Origin of the sequence: Staphylococcus sp. HMSC034C12, from assembly GCF_001835895.1 — a bacterium.
GTDB lineage: Bacteria > Bacillota > Bacilli > Staphylococcales > Staphylococcaceae > Staphylococcus > Staphylococcus hominis.
This window is the reverse complement of record NZ_KV826322.1, coordinates 43,152-62,723: the sequence shown is the minus strand read 5'-3', so window position 1 is coordinate 62,723 and position 19,572 is coordinate 43,152. Positions and strand designations below refer to the sequence as shown.

General features: G+C 31.0%; 14 protein-coding genes. 11 read left to right on the top strand and 3 right to left on the bottom strand.

Annotation, left to right across the window (positions count from 1 at the left end):
* Nucleotides 1-141 precede the first annotated feature (141 nt).
* The 6 genes from HMPREF2629_RS05285 (at nt 142) to sbcC (ending at nt 7,867) form a co-directional block, all read left to right on the top strand.
* Nucleotides 142-381: a DUF896 domain-containing protein gene (locus HMPREF2629_RS05285; RefSeq protein WP_017174665.1), complete on the top strand. Its 240-nt coding sequence runs from the start codon at nt 142-144 to the stop codon at nt 379-381.
* A 101-nt stretch (nt 382-482) separates the two neighbouring features.
* Entirely contained in the window at nt 483-2,471 is a 1,989-nt protein-coding gene (gene tkt, locus HMPREF2629_RS05280; protein WP_017174666.1) for a transketolase, read from the top strand.
* Between the two features lie 231 nt (nt 2,472-2,702).
* Nucleotides 2,703-2,945: a YneF family protein gene (locus tag HMPREF2629_RS05275; protein ID WP_037541068.1), complete on the top strand. Its 243-nt coding sequence runs from the start codon at nt 2,703-2,705 to the stop codon at nt 2,943-2,945.
* Between the two features lie 132 nt (nt 2,946-3,077).
* Nucleotides 3,078-3,545 carry a CcdC family protein gene (locus HMPREF2629_RS05270; RefSeq protein WP_002449105.1) on the top strand — a complete coding sequence of 156 codons (468 nt, stop codon included), beginning with the start codon at nt 3,078-3,080 and terminating at the stop codon, nt 3,543-3,545.
* Between the two features lie 160 nt (nt 3,546-3,705).
* A complete protein-coding gene (gene sbcD / locus HMPREF2629_RS05265; protein ID WP_017174667.1) occupies nt 3,706-4,830 on the top strand; it encodes an exonuclease subunit SbcD in 1,125 nt (374 codons plus the stop codon).
* A 1-nt stretch (nt 4,831) separates the two neighbouring features.
* Nucleotides 4,832-7,867: an exonuclease subunit SbcC gene (gene sbcC, locus HMPREF2629_RS05260; protein WP_049419847.1), complete on the top strand. Its 3,036-nt coding sequence runs from the start codon at nt 4,832-4,834 to the stop codon at nt 7,865-7,867.
* Between the two features lie 40 nt (nt 7,868-7,907).
* On the opposite strand, the gene mscL is transcribed toward sbcC, so the two are convergent.
* The gene (mscL, locus tag HMPREF2629_RS05255; RefSeq protein ID WP_017174669.1) at nt 7,908-8,264 is read right to left on the bottom strand and encodes a large conductance mechanosensitive channel protein MscL; all 357 of its coding nucleotides are present in this window, start codon (nt 8,262-8,264) and stop codon (nt 7,908-7,910) included.
* A gap of 215 nt (nt 8,265-8,479) precedes the next feature.
* Between mscL and HMPREF2629_RS05250 the strand changes: the two genes are divergently transcribed.
* The 3 genes from HMPREF2629_RS05250 (at nt 8,480) to menI (ending at nt 13,869) form a co-directional block, all read left to right on the top strand.
* Nucleotides 8,480-10,126 carry a glycine betaine uptake BCCT transporter gene (locus HMPREF2629_RS05250; protein WP_017174670.1) on the top strand — a complete coding sequence of 549 codons (1,647 nt, stop codon included), beginning with the start codon at nt 8,480-8,482 and terminating at the stop codon, nt 10,124-10,126.
* Nucleotides 10,127-10,497: 371 nt separating this feature from the next.
* Nucleotides 10,498-13,203, top strand: a complete 2,706-nt coding sequence (gene acnA / locus HMPREF2629_RS05245; RefSeq protein ID WP_049420535.1) for an aconitate hydratase AcnA — start codon at nt 10,498-10,500, stop codon at nt 13,201-13,203.
* A 195-nt stretch (nt 13,204-13,398) separates the two neighbouring features.
* The gene (menI, locus tag HMPREF2629_RS05240; RefSeq protein ID WP_019835485.1) at nt 13,399-13,869 is read left to right on the top strand and encodes a 1,4-dihydroxy-2-naphthoyl-CoA hydrolase MenI; all 471 of its coding nucleotides are present in this window, start codon (nt 13,399-13,401) and stop codon (nt 13,867-13,869) included.
* Nucleotides 13,870-13,917: 48 nt separating this feature from the next.
* Here menI and HMPREF2629_RS05235 read toward each other — a convergent pair whose 3' ends face one another.
* A complete protein-coding gene (locus HMPREF2629_RS05235; protein WP_019835484.1) occupies nt 13,918-14,217 on the bottom strand; it encodes a HesB/YadR/YfhF family protein in 300 nt (99 codons plus the stop codon).
* Between the two features lie 142 nt (nt 14,218-14,359).
* On the bottom strand, nt 14,360-14,968 hold the full coding sequence (gene plsY / locus HMPREF2629_RS05230) for a glycerol-3-phosphate 1-O-acyltransferase PlsY (protein WP_019835482.1): 609 nt from the start codon (nt 14,966-14,968) through the stop codon (nt 14,360-14,362).
* Between the two features lie 216 nt (nt 14,969-15,184).
* On the opposite strand from plsY, the gene parE reads away from it, so the two are divergent.
* Both parE and parC read left to right on the top strand, forming a co-directional pair.
* Nucleotides 15,185-17,173, top strand: coding sequence for a DNA topoisomerase IV subunit B (gene parE / locus HMPREF2629_RS05225; RefSeq protein ID WP_037541070.1), 1,989 nt, complete (start codon nt 15,185-15,187; stop codon nt 17,171-17,173).
* Entirely contained in the window at nt 17,170-19,569 is a 2,400-nt protein-coding gene (gene parC, locus HMPREF2629_RS05220) for a DNA topoisomerase IV subunit A (RefSeq protein ID WP_019835481.1), read from the top strand. The genes parE and parC overlap by 4 nt, the downstream gene beginning before the upstream one ends.
* The last annotated feature ends 3 nt before the right edge of the window (nt 19,570-19,572 follow it).

The window sequence follows — 19,572 nt, the reverse complement described above, 5'->3', positions numbered from 1 at the left end:
GCTAATTTGTTAGAAATTATGTCCCAGCCTCTTTATTTTAGAAAGAGTTTATGATGCTTAGATTTTTTATCTATGTCTCTTTTTGTTATATTAATTAAGTATTTTATATGTATTAAAGAAAAGAATAGGAAGTGTGATGACATGTCAAATAATAATTTAAATATAGATAGAATTAATGAATTAGCAAAAAAGAAAAAAGAGCAAGGTTTAACAGAAGCTGAAGCAAAAGAGCAATCTAAGTTGCGTAAACAATATTTAGATTCTTTTAGAGAAGGATTTAAACAACAAATTGAAAGTACCAAAGTCATTGATCCAGAAGGTAACGATGTAACGCCGGAAAAACTTAAAAAAATTCAAGAAAGTAAAAAGAATGATCAATAGTTAATAACATTTTAATCATTAACATTATAATCTTATCATTTACTATATTTTTAAGTTATAATATAAAAAAGATGATTAATTCTAGAAGGGAAGTATGTAAGATGTTTAATGAAAAAGACCAATTAGCTATTGATACTATACGTGCATTAAGTATTGATGCAATTGAAGAAGCAAATTCTGGTCATCCTGGTCTGCCTATGGGAGCTGCACCAATGGCCTACACGCTTTGGACTCGCCACTTAAACTTTAATCCACAATCTAAAGACTACTTTAACAGAGATAGATTTATATTATCTGCAGGTCATGGTTCTGCTTTACTATATAGTTTATTACATGTCTCTGGAAGCTTAGAATTAGAAGAATTAAAGCAGTTCAGACAATGGGGTTCTAAAACACCTGGACATCCTGAGTTTCGTCATACAGATGGTGTTGAAGTTACAACAGGTCCATTAGGACAAGGATTTGCTATGTCTGTGGGAATGGCTTTAGCTGAAGCGCATTTAGGTGGTAAATTTAATAAAGATGATATTAACGTTGTAGATCATTATACTTACGTGTTGGCTTCAGATGGAGATTTAATGGAAGGTATTTCTCATGAAGCAGCTTCATTTGCTGGTCATAATCAATTAGATAAACTTATTGTATTATACGATTCAAATGATATTTCACTTGATGGTGAACTTAACAAATCTTTCTCAGAAGATGTAAAACAACGTTTTGAAAGTTATGGATGGAACCATATTTTAGTAAAAGATGGCAACAATTTAGAAGAAATTGATAATGCGATTACTAAAGCTAAACAGCAAAATGGTCCTACGTTAATTGAAGTTAAAACAATTATTGGTTACGGCGCGCCAAACGTTAGCGGTACAAATGGTGTTCACGGAGCGCCACTTGGTACTGATGAAAGAAAACTTACATTTGAAGCATATGGATTAGATCCAGAAAAACGTTTCAATGTTCCAGAAGAAGTATATGAAATCTTCCAAACAACAATGCTAAAACGTGCAAATGAGCATGAAGATGAGTGGAAAGAAAAATTAGAAACATATACAGAAAAATATCCAGAGTTAGCTGAAGAATTTAAATTGGCAATCAGTGGTAAATTACCTGAAAATTATAAAGATGAATTACCAAAATTCAGTAGTGATCATAATGCAGCTACTCGTGCAGATTCTGGAGAAATCATTCAAGCAATTAGTAAATCTGTTCCTTCATTCTTTGGTGGTTCTGCAGATTTAGCAGGATCTAATAAATCAAATGTTAAAGAAGCTACAGATTACAATCCTAATACTCCAGAAGGTAAAAATGTTTGGTTTGGTGTAAGAGAATTTGCTATGGGTGCTGCAGTAAACGGTATGGCAGCACATGGAGGTTTACATCCTTATGGTGCTACATTCTTCGTATTTAGTGATTACTTAAAACCAGCATTACGCTTATCTGCAATTATGGGATTGAATGCAACATTTATCTTTACACATGATTCAATTGCTGTAGGTGAAGATGGTCCAACACACGAACCGATTGAACAGTTAGCAGGTTTAAGAGCTATTCCAAATATGAACGTCATTCGTCCAGCAGACGGTAATGAAACAAGAGTAGCATGGGAAGTTGCATTAGAATCTAAACAAACACCAACATCTCTAGTTTTAACTCGTCAAAATCTTCCTTATTTAGATGTAGATGAAGAAACGGTTGAAGAAGGCGTACGAAAAGGTGCATATGTTGTATTTGAAACTGAAACTAAACCTGAATATCTATTACTAGCAACTGGCTCAGAAGTAAGCTTAGCTATTGAAGTAGCTAAAGATTTAGATAAACAAGGTAAAGGTGTAAGAGTCGTTTCTATGCCAAACTGGTTCGCTTTTGAGCAACAAACAGACGAGTATAAAGAATCAGTTATTCCAAAAGAATTAACTAAACGTGTTGCAATTGAAATGGCTTCACCACTCGGTTGGCATAAATATGTAGGCACTGAAGGTAAAGTAATTGGAATCGATGGTTTTGGTGCAAGTGCACCAGGAGACTTAGTTGTCGAAAAATATGGCTTTACTAAAGAAAATATTTTAAATCAAATTCGCACTTTTTAATATTATGATTTAGTCAACATAGAGAGAGCGGGGAATGAATTCAAAATGAGTTCTTTCCTGCTCTTTTTTATTTTGTGCATAGCACTTTATATGAAGTTATTTATAAATATTAGTATTCGTGTTAAACAGTTTGTTAATATAAAAGCGAAGAGGTGTTATTCTAAAACTAACTCTTGAAATCAAGGTAGTTATTTAGTAAAATTCAGTAGGATATAGAAAGTGGGTGAAACAATGGCAACTTGGTTAGCAATTTTATTAATCATTGTAGCACTTATCATCGGACTAGTTGGTGGTTTCTTCTTAGCAAGAAAATATATGATGGACTATTTGAAAAAAAACCCACCTATCAATGAAGAAATGTTACGTATGATGATGATGCAAATGGGACAAAAACCGTCTCAAAAGAAAATCAATCAAATGATGACGATGATGAACAAAAACATGGATCAAAACATGAAGAGTTCAAAAAAATAATAGTTATTAAAGGATTGTATGCCATAAGGGTTTACAATCCTTTGTTTTTGTTGTAAAACATTTTTAGTTGGAGTATTTAAGAAGTATAATAGTATTAAACTTTTAGTTATGTGAGTATAAGAAGGTGTAAATTTGGCATATTTAGTTTTTTCCATAGTATTTGCATTGTTTATGGGGATTGTTGTCATAGTTATTCGTATGAAAGCACAAAAGTTCCCTGTAAATGAAAAGAAAATTATTTTACCTCCTATCTTTATGTCGACAGGGGCTTTGATGTATGTTATTCCATATTTTAGATTAACTGGGGCTGAAATTTTAGAATCTATCATTTTAGGTGTGATATTTTCATCTGTACTTATCTGGACAAGTCATTTTGAAGTTCAAGGCGCTGAGGTATATATGAAACGATCAAAAGCGTTTCCAATCATTTTAATTTCACTTTTAATTATTAGAACAATCATAAAAATATTTATTAGTAGCTCTATTGATCCAGGAGAAATCGGAGGCATGTTCTTTTTATTGGCATTTAGTATGATTGTTCCTTGGCGTTTAGCTATGTTATATAAATATAAAAATGTTAAAAAATCTTTAGTCTCATAATAGAGATTAATATTATTAGCTTATCTAAAATTAAATAAAATATTATTTTTTGATATTAAATTGAATTGAAGTTTAGAGCGAGTATGTGAGTTCATTGAGAATTCAATCTCGCTCTTTTTTAAAATTAAAGTATAATGCTTTAAAAAGTAAGGGGAATGTTATGAAAATTATACATACTGGAGATTGGCATTTAGGAAAGATACTTAACGGAAAACAATTTCTTGAAGACCAATCATTTATTTTAGAACAATTTATCCAATGTTTAAAAGATGAGAAACCTGATGTAGTTGTGATTGCTGGGGATATTTATGATACAACTTATCCAAGTAAAGAAACTATTCATCTTTTTGAAAATGCTATTCATACTATTAATATAGATATGAATATCCCTATGATTATTTCTAATGGTAATCACGATGGTAAAGAACGATTGAATTATGGAGCTTCATGGTTTGAACATTCCAAACTCTTTATTCGTACAAAATTAAAACATATGAATCAACCTATCGAATTTAATGATGTACATTTCTATGTACTTCCATTTGCTACTATTAGTGAAGTAAAAGAATTTTTTAAAGATGCTTCTATTCAAACTTATCAACAAGCAACAGAAAAATGTATTAATTATATAGTAGAAAATTTGAATAAAGAGAAAATAAATATTTTAATTGGTCACTTAACGATAAATGGAGGAAAAACATCGGATTCAGAAAGACCTTTAACAATTGGGACTGTTGAAAGTGTTACTAAATCATGTTTTAACGTATTTGATAAAGTGTTATTAGGACATTTACATCATCCATTTAGTATTAAAGATGACATTATTGATTATTCTGGTTCACTGTTACAATATTCATTTTCAGAAATAAACCAGCCTAAGGGATATAAACGTTTAGTGGTTCAAGATAAAAATGAACTATCAACATCATTTGTGCAACTTAAACCTTTAAGAGAGCTTGAAGTGGTTGAGGGCGAGTATGATGAAGTGATTCAAGGACATATTCAACCTAAAAATAAAGATAATTATATACATTTCAAACTTAAAAATATGTCGCATATTAGTGATCCAATGATTCATTTAAAACAACTATTCCCCAATACTCTTGCGCTTAGCAATATTACTTTTGAAAATGAGGGGCCTTTACATCAGACACAAATACAACAACAAGACGACCAAACTATTATTAAGCAATTTTATAAGATGATTACAGATAATGAGATGACCAAGTATCAGGAAGAAAAAATAAATAATTTAATCACTTTGGTATCGAATAAGGAGGTCTAAAATGAAACCAATAAAATTAACGTTAAATAATTTTGGCCCATTCTTACATGAAAAGATAGATTTTACTCAAATTAAAAATGATCAGCTTTTTTTAATTAGTGGTAAAACTGGTTCGGGAAAAACCATGATATTTGATGCAATTGTATTTTCGTTATTTGGAAAAGCTTCTACAGAAGGCAGAAGTGAAGCGGGATTAAGAAGTCATTTTGCAGAGGCAAAATCTCCTATGTGGGTTGAATATGAATTTCAACTTAATGAAAAATATTTCAAAATTATTCGTCAAGGTGCTTTTACTAAAGAGGGAAACACTAGTCAAACACCAGGAAAACTAGATGTGTATGAATATGATTCTAAAAGTGAAACATATGAATTAAGAGAAAGTAAAATCAGTGCTGGAAATCAATATATTAAGTCATTACTAGGCGTTAATGCTGAACAATTTAGACAGTTATTTATTCTTCCACAAGGTGAATTTAAAAAATTTTTAGTATCCAATAGTACAGATAAACAGGGGATATTAAGAACTTTATTTAATAGTATACGTTTTGAGGAAATTCAAAATTTGCTCAAAAATGAAATGAAAGAAGAGAAAAAACAAATTGAAAAAAGATACGATCAAATTAAATTACTATGGGAAGATGTTGACGCATTTGATGATGAGCAATTAATTCAATTGAAACAAATCCATCATATAAAAACTCAAGAATTATTGCAGGCTATTCCCAACTTCAAAACGATAGGTCATCAACTCGAAGAACAAAGACTACATATAAAAAATGAGCAAAAAGAACAATTACATTCTATAATAAAACGCATTGATTTAAATAAAAATTTAGAACAACAACTGATTGAATTAGAAGAATACCACCAATTAAAACATCAATTAGATGAACAGATTGAAGACATACAAGCATTAAAAGTAAAATTAAATCGATTAAAAGATACTGGCATGCTATTTAATTTATATGATCAACAACGTTTGAAAGAAGAGAAGTATCAAATAATAAAAACCAAAATAATAGAGACTGAAAATAAAATATCGCAAATAAATAATAAAATAAACATACTTGAAAAAGAACATAAACAATTAAACAAGATGAGTGACTCATACCACTTAAAAAGTGAGAATTTAGAACAATCGAAGCCTTTTTATCATCAATTGGATAAATATCAACAAGCATTTGAAGAGCAAGAACATATTATTCATAATTATAATGAAATGATGGAAGAGCAAGAGCAGTTAATTAATAAAGAACATAAAATGAGTCAATCTATTGATAGCTATAAAATGGATAATAAAGCTATTGATGAGTTGACTGAACAAATATATCAATTACAAAAACAATTAGATGAACAACAAAGTTTAAAAGATAAGTATGAAAAGCAAGTTTCTCTAAAACAACAATATCATCAACATTCAAAAAAGATACAAAATTTAAAAAATGATATTGAAACACTCAATCAACAGTTAGAAAGCATTGATAAACGTAATATTGATTTAAATGATAAACAAACCTTTATTATTGAAATACAGTCAGCGTTACGTATTGGCGATACATGTCCAATATGTGGAAATGAAGTTGAATCTTTAAATCAGCATATTGATTTTGAAACTATTAATCAAAATCATCAATTACTTGATAAACTTTCTGATGAAATTAATGAAAAAAAACAGCATTTAAGTAAAAGCGAAACGACGTGTGAATTACTCTCTCAAAACATATCAGATTTAGGAGAGATAGAGTATGAATCGATTAATTTAGACCAAATCAAAGAAAAGTTACAATGTGCAAAGTCTGAAAAAATACAATTACAACAACAATTAGAAGAGTTAGATAAATTACAACAACAATTTCATGCGTTACAGCAAGAGAAGCATCAGCAGGAACTTAAATTAGAGAAATTAGCTTCTCAAAAACGTCAGAATCAAACTTTAATTCAAGATTTTGAAATAAGCACAGGATATTCAAGTATTGAAACTTTTAAAAATTATTACTTAAGTCTTCGAAAAGAGATTGATGAGTATCATCAACATGTTGATGATACTAATAAAAATATGCAATCATATCAAAATGCGCTAGCTTTAGAAAAAAATAGTGTTGATAATTATTTGACTACGAGTAAAGAACTACAAAACGAATTAGATTATTTTACAACAACTATCCGAAAAGAAATGAAACGATTAGGTTTAGAAAATGAAGATGAAATAAAAAAATTAAAACATGAACTTCAAGATATAGAGCATATTGAAAAAAGAATTAATCACTTCGATAAGGAACAATATAAATATAACGTTGAAATAGAACGATTAACACGTCTTACAAGTGAAAAAGAACTTGAAGATATATCTAATCTTGAAATGCAAAAAGAACATATCGAAGAAAAATATAATCAGTATGTTAATGATGTTGTATCAATACAATATAAAATTAAGAAAAATGATGAAAAATTTGCAAAAATTGAAAAACATATTCACTATTTAGATGAAGAGTTAAAAGAGCAGCAACAAATTTTTAATTTATCTGAGGTTTTATCAGGAAAGAATCATCAAAAATTATCGCTTGAAAACTATGTATTAATCTATTATTTAGAAAGAATTATACATCAAGCAAATATTAGATTAGATATAATGAGCGGGCGAAGATATCAACTTAAACGAAGAGAATCAATATCACAAGGATATAGTGGATTAGAAATCGATGTATTTGATTTATATTCTAATAAGTCAAGACATATTAGCTCATTATCAGGAGGAGAAACGTTTCAAGCATCACTGGCTCTAGCATTGGGATTAAGTGAAGTCGTACAACAAGAATCTGGAGGGATAACGTTAGAATCAATGTTTATCGATGAAGGATTTGGCACACTTGATCAAGAAACTTTAGAAACATCTCTTGATACATTATTAAATTTAAAAACATCTGGACGGATGGTAGGAATTATCTCTCATGTGAGTGAGTTAAAACAACGAATCCCATTAATACTTGAAGTAAATACAAATCAGTATCAAAGTTACACAAAATTTAAATGGAAGTAACAAAAAACATTGGAATATTAATATTCCAATGTTTTTTGATTTATTTATTTGTTTTTAAAAGATCTCGAATTTCTGTAAGTAATACCGTATTTGTATCAATTTCTTCTTCTGGTTCTTCTTTTCTTATAATTGTATTGGCAATCTTAACAAAGATAAATAATGCAAAAGCAACGATAATAAAATCAATAATTGACTGAATGAAAAGACCATACTTAATGCCCCAAATCTGCCAATCTTTAGCAAAATCGACCGAACCGAACAGTTTACCAATCAATGGCATGATAATATAAGTTACTAAGGATGATACAATTTTATTAAATGCTGCCCCCATAACTACAGCAATTGCTAAATCTAAAACATTTCCTTTAAATGCAAACTCTTTAAATTCTTTTAGCATAGTAATCTCCTATTTATTTGATTTTTATATAATATATCATACAAAACATAAATAAATTAGTAAATATTAAAATTAATGAAATTTGATTAAGATTAAAACGTTTGTTATTATATTAAAGTGGTTTACCGAAAAATTAATTAATTATTTTTATAATTAATTGTGTATTTTTCATTTTGAAAAAATTTAATATTAGGATGAAGGGAGTTATATTAGTTATGAATTCTTCTTCTGAATCAAGTAAGAAAGGAAAGAAATTTTCGCCGGTATTTATTTATAGTGCGATTATCGTAGCGATTATTGTACTAATTGGGGCAATTGTTCCGGAACAATTCGATTCAATTACTAGTTCAATAAGTGGATGGATTACTGATAAACTTGGTTGGTATTATTTAATACTTACAACTATTATTGTTTTCTTCTGTGTCTTTTTGATTTTCAGTCCAATTGGGAAATTAAAACTTGGCAAACCTGATGATAAACCAGAGTTTAATACGATTTCATGGTTTGCCATGCTATTTAGTGCAGGTATGGGTATTGGTTTAGTATTCTATGGTGCAGCAGAACCTATGTCACACTTTGCAGCACCACCAACTGCTAGTCCAAAAACGACAGAAGCCTTTACTGAATCACTTCGTTCTACTTTCTTCCATTGGGGATTTCATGCTTGGGCAGTTTATGGTGTCGTAGCTCTTGCCTTAGCATACGCTCAATTTAGAAAAGATGAACCAGGACTTGTTTCTAGAACATTACGCCCATTGCTTGGAGATAAAGTAGAAGGACCTATTGGTACGATTATTGATGTACTTTCAGTATTCGCTACAGTAGTAGGGGTAGCTGTATCATTAGGTATGGGTGCATTACAAATTAACGGTGGTTTAAATTACTTATTTGGTGTCCCAAATAATGTATGGGTTCAATCACTTATTATTGTTGTTGTTACAATTTTATTTATTATTAGTGCTTGGTCTGGTCTAAGTAAAGGAATTCAATATTTAAGTAATGCTAATATTGGTTTAGGTACAATATTAATGATTGTTGCTTTAATTGTTGGACCGACTGTATTAATTTTGAACATGTTTACAAGTTCAATTGGTAGTTTGTTCAATACATTCTTATTCAACAGTTTTGATACAGCAGCATTAAATTCTCAAAAAAGAGAATGGATGTCTTCTTGGACACTATATTATTGGGGCTGGTGGTTAAGCTGGAGCCCATTCGTAGGTGTATTTATTGCACGTGTGTCTAAAGGACGTTCAATTCGTGAATTTATTTCAGGTGTATTACTTGTTCCGGCTCTAGTAAGTTTCTTATGGTTCAGTGTGTTTGGCGTATTAGGTATTGAAATGGGTAAAAAACATTCTGAGCTATTCAAGATGTCAGCAGAAACGCAACTCTTTGGCGTATTTAATCATTTACCTTTAGGAATGATTTTATCACTTGTTGCACTTATATTAATCGGTTCATTCTTTATTACATCAGCCGATTCAGCAACATTTGTATTAGGTATGCAAACAACATATGGCTCATTAGAACCATCTAACGTGGTAAAAGTAACATGGGGTATTGCACAATCTCTTATTGCCTTCATCTTACTCTTAGCAGGTGGTGGAGATGGCGCAGAAGCATTAGGCGCACTACAAAGTGCTGCAATTATTAGTGCATTACCATTCTCCTTTGTGGTCATACTAATGATGATTAGTTTCTATAAAGATGCTAACCAAGAACGCAAATTCTTAGGATTAACATTACAGCCTAATAAACATAGACTAAAAGAATATATTGAATATCAACAAAAAGACTATGAATCTGATATATTAGAAAAACGTCAAAATCGACGTAATGCAGAGAAAGCAGAACAATAATTAAAAAAAACGCCTAAGACAACTTATTTGTCTTAGGCGTTTTTTAATATAGTTAGATCGAAATATAAAGACTTTCAAAAGAAAATCCACATCCAATATATGTTGATATTGGAGCCAAAAATTCAAAATGAATTTCTATTCTACTTTCCTTTTTATTTCATTTAGCTTATTGAAAAAAATTCTCATTTAATAAAAAATACTTATAGTTTAAATGTACTATGATAAGTATTTCTTATATTAACTGATTATAAAACCAAAATTCAAATCACTCAAATTCTAGTGATATATAGTTGTTTTAAAAAACATATAATTATACAATTTAATTAAAGAAGTATAATTATGAATGTTTAATATTCAAGGGGGATAATCAAATGACTTCTAACATTAAAGAACAAGCAAAAAAATCATTTGAAGTTCGAGGTAAATCATATACATATTATGATTTAAAAAGTCTTGAAGAACAAGGTTTAACTAAAATTAGTAAGTTACCTTATTCTATTCGTGTTCTACTAGAATCAGTATTAAGACAAGAAGATGACTTTGTTATTACAGATGATCATATTAAAGCATTAGCCCATTTTGGTAAAGAAGGTAATGAAGGAGAAGTACCTTTCAAACCTTCTCGCGTAATCTTACAAGATTTTACAGGGGTGCCTGCGGTTGTCGACTTAGCTTCATTACGTAAAGCTATGAATGATGTAGGTGGAGATATTAATAAAATTAATCCAGAAGTACCGGTTGATTTAGTCATCGATCACTCTGTACAAGTAGATAGCTATGCAAACCCACGTGCGTTAGAACGCAATATGAAATTAGAATTTGAAAGAAACTATGAACGTTATCAATTTTTAAACTGGGCTACAAAAGCATTTAATAATTATAATGCTGTACCGCCTGCAACAGGTATCGTACACCAAGTTAACTTAGAATATTTAGCTAAGGTAGTTCATGTAAGAGACGTGGACGGTGAACAAACTGCTTTCCCAGATACACTTGTTGGTACAGATTCACATACTACTATGATAAATGGTATTGGTGTATTAGGCTGGGGTGTTGGTGGTATTGAAGCTGAAGCAGGTATGCTTGGTCAACCATCATATTTCCCAATTCCTGAAGTGATTGGAGTACGCTTAACTAATTCATTACCTCAAGGATCAACTGCCACTGACTTAGCATTACGAGTAACTCAAGAGCTACGTAAAAAAGGTGTAGTTGGTAAATTTATAGAATTCTTCGGTCCTGGTGTTGCCGATTTACCATTAGCTGATCGAGCGACTATTGCTAACATGGCTCCTGAATATGGTGCAACTTGTGGTTTCTTCCCAATTGATGAAGAGTCACTTAAATATATGAAATTAACTGGCCGCTCTGAAGAGCATATTGAGTTAGTTAAAGCTTATTTACAACAAAACAATATGTTCTTTACATCAGATAAAGAAGATCCACAATATACAGATGTAATTCATTTAGATTTATCGACAGTTGAAGCTTCACTATCTGGTCCTAAACGTCCTCAAGATTTAATTTTCTTAAGTGATATGAAAAAAGAATTCGAAAAATCTGTAACAGCTCCTGCTGGAAACCAAGGTCATGGTTTGGATCAAAGCGAATTTGATAAATCAGCTAATATTCAATTTAACGATGGTTCTGAAACAACTATGAAAACAGGAGACATTGCAATTGCAGCGATTACTTCATGTACAAACACATCGAATCCTTACGTTATGTTAGGTGCTGGTTTAGTTGCGAAAAAAGCAGTTGAAAAAGGATTAAAAGTGCCTGAATATGTTAAAACATCATTAGCACCAGGTTCAAAAGTAGTGACAGGTTACTTACGTGATTCTGGATTACAAAAATATCTTGATGATTTAGGATTTAATCTAGTAGGTTATGGATGTACAACTTGTATTGGTAACTCTGGACCGCTATTGCCAGAAATTGAAAAAGCTATTGCTAAAGAAGATTTACTAGTTACTTCTGTATTATCTGGTAACCGTAACTTTGAAGGTCGAATCCATCCATTAGTAAAAGCGAACTATCTTGCTTCACCTCAATTAGTCGTTGCGTATGCTTTAGCTGGTACAGTTGATATTGATTTACAAAATGCACCACTTGGTAAAGGTAAAGATGGTCAAGATGTATACTTAAATGATATTTGGCCTTCAATTAAAGAAGTTGCTGATACAGTAGATAGTGTTGTAACACCTGAATTATTTAAAGAAGAATATAAAAATGTATACAACAACAATGAAATGTGGAATGAGATTGATGTTACTGACTCTCCATTATATGACTTCGATCCTAATTCAACATATATTCAAAATCCAACATTCTTCCAAGGTTTATCAAAAAAACCAGGTACCATTGAACCATTAAAAGATTTACGTGTAATGGGTAAATTTGGTGACTCAGTTACAACTGACCACATTTCTCCAGCAGGTGCTATTGGTAAAGATACACCAGCAGGTAAATACTTATTAAATCATGACGTGCCTATTCGTGATTTTAACTCATATGGTTCTCGTCGTGGTAACCATGAAGTTATGGTGCGTGGTACATTTGCGAATATTAGAATTAAAAACCAATTAGCACCAGGTACAGAAGGTGGCTTTACAACATATTGGCCAACTGATGAAATTATGCCAATTTATGATGCTGCAATGAAATATAAAGAAGATGGCACTGGCTTAGCAATATTAGCAGGCAATGATTATGGTATGGGATCTTCACGTGACTGGGCTGCTAAAGGTACTAATTTATTGGGCGTTAAAACTGTAATAGCACAAAGTTATGAACGTATTCACCGTTCTAACTTAGTTATGATGGGTGTATTACCATTACAATTTAAAGATGGAGAATCAGCTGATTCACTTGGTCTAAATGGTAGAGAAGAGATTTCTGTAGATATTAACGAAGATGTACAACCACATGATATTATTAAAGTTCATGCAAAAAAAGAAAGTGGAGAAGTGGTTGATTTTGATGTCATTGTTCGTTTTGATTCACAAGTTGAAATCGACTATTATCGTCACGGTGGCATTCTACAAATGGTATTAAGAAATAAACTTGCTCAATAATACGATTATTCGAAAAAGTATTTAAAAATTTGAATGTATTTTGAATCCTTAGATGGCAATCTCATCTAAGGATTTTTTCTTCATTCGTGTCATTGAGCTATTTCAGTAATAAAAGTAGTAAATGGGAATTCTATAGCAATCATCCTTTTTATGTTAATATTGAAAGTGAACTTAATTGGAAAGAGGTACATAAATATGATTTATAGTATGACTGAAATTGAAGCGAGATACCAAGAAACAGATAAAATGGGAGTAATTTATCATGGGAATTATGCTACATGGTTTGAAGTTGCTCGTACTGATTATATTCGTAAATTAGGTTTTAGTTATGCAGATATGGAAAAAGAAGGTATCATCTCACCCGTCGTGGATTTACAAGTTCAATATAAGAAATCCATTTTTTATCCTGAAAAAGTTAAAGTGAAAACATGGGTAGAACATTATTCAAGATTGCGTTCAACGTACTGTTATGAAGTATATAATGAAAAAGGGGAATTAGCTACCACAGGTTCCACTCAGCTATTATGTATTAAAGCAAGTGATTTCAGACCAATTCGTTTAGATCGTTATTTTCCAGAATGGCATCAAATATATAGTGAAGTCGAAGCATTGAATAACGAAGGTAAGGAATTAGAAGTCACACAACGTAGCGATTTGAATATATAAATATAAGACCATAAATATCTGTAAATATTAGATATTTATGGTCTTTTTTTAATTAGTTGTAGAATAAACAATTTCGTCTTCATGGTCTACTTTTTCAACTAGAACTTTATGATCTTCAAAATACCATAAGTCATCTTCTGAAACTACAACAATTAAATCATTATAATTTTCGTGATAACCTATCTCAACATCATTGCTCAATTCCACACGAAATGCTGGGCTAAAACCTTGTTTAAGTTGAAATTCTCCACCATACCTCACATAAAATTGTAAGACTTTATTCTCTTCAGGTAAATCTAATTCATTTTTAAACCATTCAACTGCTTCATCAGTCAAGTTGATTTTCATTGTATGACCCATCCTTTATATTAATTATTATGATATTTATAATGTAAAAATTGTTTGAACTAAAACATATTGTTCTCATGATTAAACATGAACTGTTTATCATATTTAATTAATAGAACTAATAGTGCAAGAAACACCCATTTTACATCCATTTGATTTTTGGTTCTTCACCTTTAAAAATTCTAATAATATTAGAACGGTGTCTAAAAATTAAAATGATTGATACAAAAGCACTCATTCCAAATAATATGTAATCATGAATAATTAATGAACCTATCACACAGCTGATTGCCGCAATAATACTAGATAATGACACATACTTTGTTAAATATAAAATTCCAAAGAATATGACCGCTAAAATTAAAAGTAAGATTGGATTAACTCCTAATACAACTCCGGCACTTGTGGCTACAGCCTTACCCCCTTTAAATTTAAGATAAATAGGATAAACGTGACCGATTATTGCAAAAATACCGACAATTAATCCATGTGTGAAGAATGTACTAATTGGTCCCTGCGCATGCACTGAAAACCATAATGGGAAAAATACAGTAATGAATCCTTTAAATATATCTAAAAAAGTAACGATAAATCCAGCTGGTTTTCCTAAAACTCTAAAACTATTTGTGGCACCAGTATTACCGCTTCCAAATTCTCTAATATCTTTTTTAAAAAAAACTTTTCCTATAACATAACCATTTGGAATAGCTCCAATGAGATAGCTTAAAATCAACATGAGAACTATCATCATAATTTGTTTACACATCCCTTATATAATGTAGGTATATTTTATCACAAAGTATTCCTGACAACGATTAAAAATTGAAAAAACGTCTTATATATTAAGTTAAATGTTTATCTTATAGAACTCATACTTGCATTTTAATGCGTTTTATATAAGAATAACTATTGTAAAGTTAAAAAAACGAACGTACGTTTGTAGGAGGCGAACGCATTGGCAACAAAAATGACAAATCATTATTCAGATGATTCGATTCAAGTATTAGAAGGACTTGAGGCAGTTAGAAAACGTCCTGGGATGTATATTGGGTCGACTGATAAACGTGGATTACACCATTTAGTATATGAAATTGTCGATAACTCCGTCGATGAAGTTTTAAATGGTTATGGTAATGAAATTGATGTAACAATCAATAAAGATAATAGTATTTCAGTGGAAGATAATGGGAGAGGTATGCCAACTGGTATGCATGCGTCTGGTAAACCTACTGTAGAAGTTATTTTTACTGTATTACATGCTGGAGGTAAATTTGGACAAGGTGGATATAAAACTTCTGGAGGACTTCATGGTGTTGGTGCTTCCGTAGTTAATGCTTTAAGTGAATGGTTAGAAGTTGAAATTCATCGAGATGGACAAATTTATAAGCAATCTTTTAAGGATGGTGGTATTCCAACTTCTGGTTTAGTGAAAGCGGGAAAAACTAAGAAAACAGGTACAAAAGTCACATTTAAACCAGATTCAAGTATTTTTAAAGCAACAACGGCATTTAATTTTGATATATTAAGTGAGCGCTTACAAGAATCTGCATTCTTATTAAAAAACTTAAAAATTACATTGAAAGATCTACGTGATGGAAAAGAACGTGAAGATGTTTATCATTACGAAGAAGGTATTAAAGAATTTGTAAGTTATATCAATGAAGGTAAAGAAGTATTGCATGATGTTACGACGTTTACAGGTGCTGCAAATGGAATCGAAGTAGATGTTGCTTTTCAATATAATGATCAATATTCTGAAAGTATATTAAGTTTTGTTAATAATGTACGTACAAAAGACGGCGGAACTCATGAAGTAGGATTTAAAACAGCAATGACACGCGTATTTAATGACTATGCACGCCGTATCAATGAACTTAAAGATAAAGATAAAAACTTAGATGGTAATGATATTAGAGAAGGATTAACAGCAGTGATTTCTGTACGTATTCCAGAAGAATTACTGCAATTTGAGGGACAAACTAAATCTAAGCTTGGTACATCAGAAGCGCGTAGTGCAGTAGATTCTGTTGTTTCTGAAAAATTACCTTATTATTTAGAGGAAAAAGGACAATTATCTAAATCACTTGTGAAGAAAGCTATTAAAGCGCAACAGGCAAGAGAAGCGGCTCGTAAGGCACGGGAGGATGCACGTTCTGGTAAGAAAAACAAACGTAAAGATACATTATTATCAGGAAAGTTAACGCCTGCTCAAAGTAAGAATACTGAGAAAAATGAATTATATCTTGTCGAAGGTGATTCAGCAGGGGGATCAGCTAAACTTGGAAGAGATAGAAAATTCCAGGCTATTTTACCTTTACGAGGTAAAGTGATTAATACTGAAAAAGCAAAACTTGAAGATATTTTCAAAAATGAAGAAATTAATACAATTATTCATACAATTGGTGCTGGTGTTGGTAATGATTTTAAATTAGAAGATAGTAATTATAATAGAGTTATTATTATGACTGATGCTGATACAGATGGCGCCCATATTCAAGTGTTATTATTAACATTTTTCTTCAAATATATGAGACCTCTTGTTCAAGCAGGTCGTGTTTTTATTGCATTACCTCCGTTATACAAATTAGAAAAAGGTAAAGGGAAATCTAAAAAAGTAGAATATGCTTGGACAGATGATGAATTGGACAAACTTCAAAAACAATTAGGTAAAGGCTTTATTTTACAGCGCTATAAAGGTTTAGGTGAAATGAATCCTGAGCAATTGTGGGAAACTACAATGAATCCTGAGACAAGAACGTTGATTAGAGTCCAAATCGATGATGAAGTACGTTCTTCTAAACGTGTAACAACATTAATGGGAGATAAAGTTGCACCAAGACGTGAATGGATTGAAAATCATGTTGAATTTGGCATGCAAGAAGATCAAAGTATTTTAGATAATACAGAAGTTCAAATACTTGATACTGAAGAATATGATGAGGAGGAAGTCAATTGAGTGAGATAATTCAAGACCTATCACTTGAAGATGTTATTGGTGATCGCTTTGGAAGATATAGTAAATATATTATTCAAGAACGTGCGTTACCGGATGTGCGTGATGGTTTAAAACCTGTACAACGTAGAATTTTATTTGCTATGTATAGTAGTGGCAATACGTATGATAAAAATTTCCGTAAAAGTGCGAAAACAGTTGGGGATGTTATTGGTCAATATCATCCACATGGTGATTCTTCAGTTTATGATGCAATGGTACGTTTAAGCCAAGATTGGAAGTTGCGTCATGTATTAATCGAAATGCACGGTAATAATGGTAGTATTGATAATGATCCACCTGCTGCGATGCGTTATACAGAAGCGAAGTTAAGTCAACTTTCTGAGGAGTTGGTTCGTGACATTAATAAGGAAACAGTGTCCTTTATACCAAACTATGATGACACAACACTTGAACCTATGGTGTTACCGGCAAGATTTCCAAATTTACTAGTAAACGGTTCGACTGGTATTTCGGCAGGATATGCTACTGATATTCCTCCACATAATTTAGGTGAAGTAATTCAAGCAACATTAAAATATATTGATAATCCTAATATTTCAGTAAATCAATTAATGAAATATATCAAAGGTCCTGATTTTCCGACAGGCGGTATTATTCAAGGTATTGATGGTATTAAGAAAGCCTATGAAACAGGAAAAGGAAAAATTGTTGTTCGTTCAAAAGTAGATGAAGAAGCGTTAAGAAATGGACGTAAACAATTAATTGTGACAGAAATTCCTTATGAAGTGAATAAAAGTTCGCTTGTGAAACGTATTGATGAGCTTCGTGCTGATAAAAAAGTAGATGGTATTATTGAAGTACGTGATGAAACAGATCGTACAGGTTTAAGAATTGCTATTGAATTAAAAAAAGATGTTAATTCAGAGTCTATTAAAAACTATTTATATAAAAATTCTGATTTACAAATTACTTATAATTTCAATATGGTCGCTATTAGTGATGGACGTCCAAAATTAATGGGTCTACGTGAAATTATTGACAGCTATTTAAATCATCAAATTGAAGTTGTAGCTAATCGTACAAAATACGACTTAAATCATGCTGAAAAGCGCATGCATATTGTAGAAGGTCTTATGAAAGCTTTATCTATATTAGATGAAGTGATTGCGCTGATTCGTCATTCTAAAAATAAAAAAGATGCAAAAGATAATTTAGTAAAAGAATTTGACTTTACTGAAGCACAAGCAGAAGCCATTGTGATGCTTCAATTATATCGTTTAACTAATACTGATATTGTTGCACTTGAAGAAGAACATGAAGAATTACAAAAATTAATAGAAGCGTACCGAAATATTCTTGATAACCATGACGCATTATTAAATGTTATTAAAAAAGAACTTACAGAGATTCGAAAACGTTTTAAAACATCACGTTTATCTTCAATTGAAGCGGAAATATCAGAAATAAAAATTGATAAAGAAGTTATTGTACCAAGTGAAGAAGTGGTTTTAAGTGTGACTAGACATGGATATATAAAACGTACGTCTACACGTAGCTTTAATGCAAGTGGTGTGACAGAAGTAGGTTTAAAAGAGGGAGATAGTCTACTCAAATACCAAACTGTAAATACTCAAGATACAGCTTTAGTATTTACAAATAAAGGAAGATATCTCTTTATTCCAATTCATAAAATTGCAGATGTGCGATGGAAAGAGTTAGGTCAGCATGTATCGCAAATTGTGCCTTTAGAAGAAAACGAGAGAATTATAGATGTATTTAACGAAAAAACATTTGATGGTAAAGCATTTTATATTATTGCAACTCGTAATGGCATGATTAAAAAGAGTAATCAATCATTATTTAAAACCACGCGATTTAATAAGCCACTCATTGCAACAAAATTAAAAAATGAAGACGAAGTGGTAAATGTACTTCGCATAACTCAAGAACAAATGATTACTGTTATTACACATAAAGGCATGTCATTAACGTATTCTACAGAAGAACTTTCAGATACAGGATTAAGAGCGGCTGGTGTGAAATCTATCAATTTAAAAGATGAAGATTATGTTATTATGACTGATACTGTTGATCAGAATAATTCAATAATTATGGCTACCCAAAGAGGAGCAATAAAACGTATTGCTAAAGATATATTACAAGATGCCAAACGCGCACAAAGAGGTATTACACTTTTAAAAGAATTGAAAAAAAATCCTCATCGTATTGTAGCTGCATATGTTGTCAGAGATGAAACATACTATACACTTTATTCAGATAAACATGCTGAAACAGGTGAAATTTCTAATATTCATCTTTCTGAACAATATACAAATGGTTCATTTGTAGTTGATACAAATGAATTTGGAAATGTAAAATCAATGATAATAAATTAATAT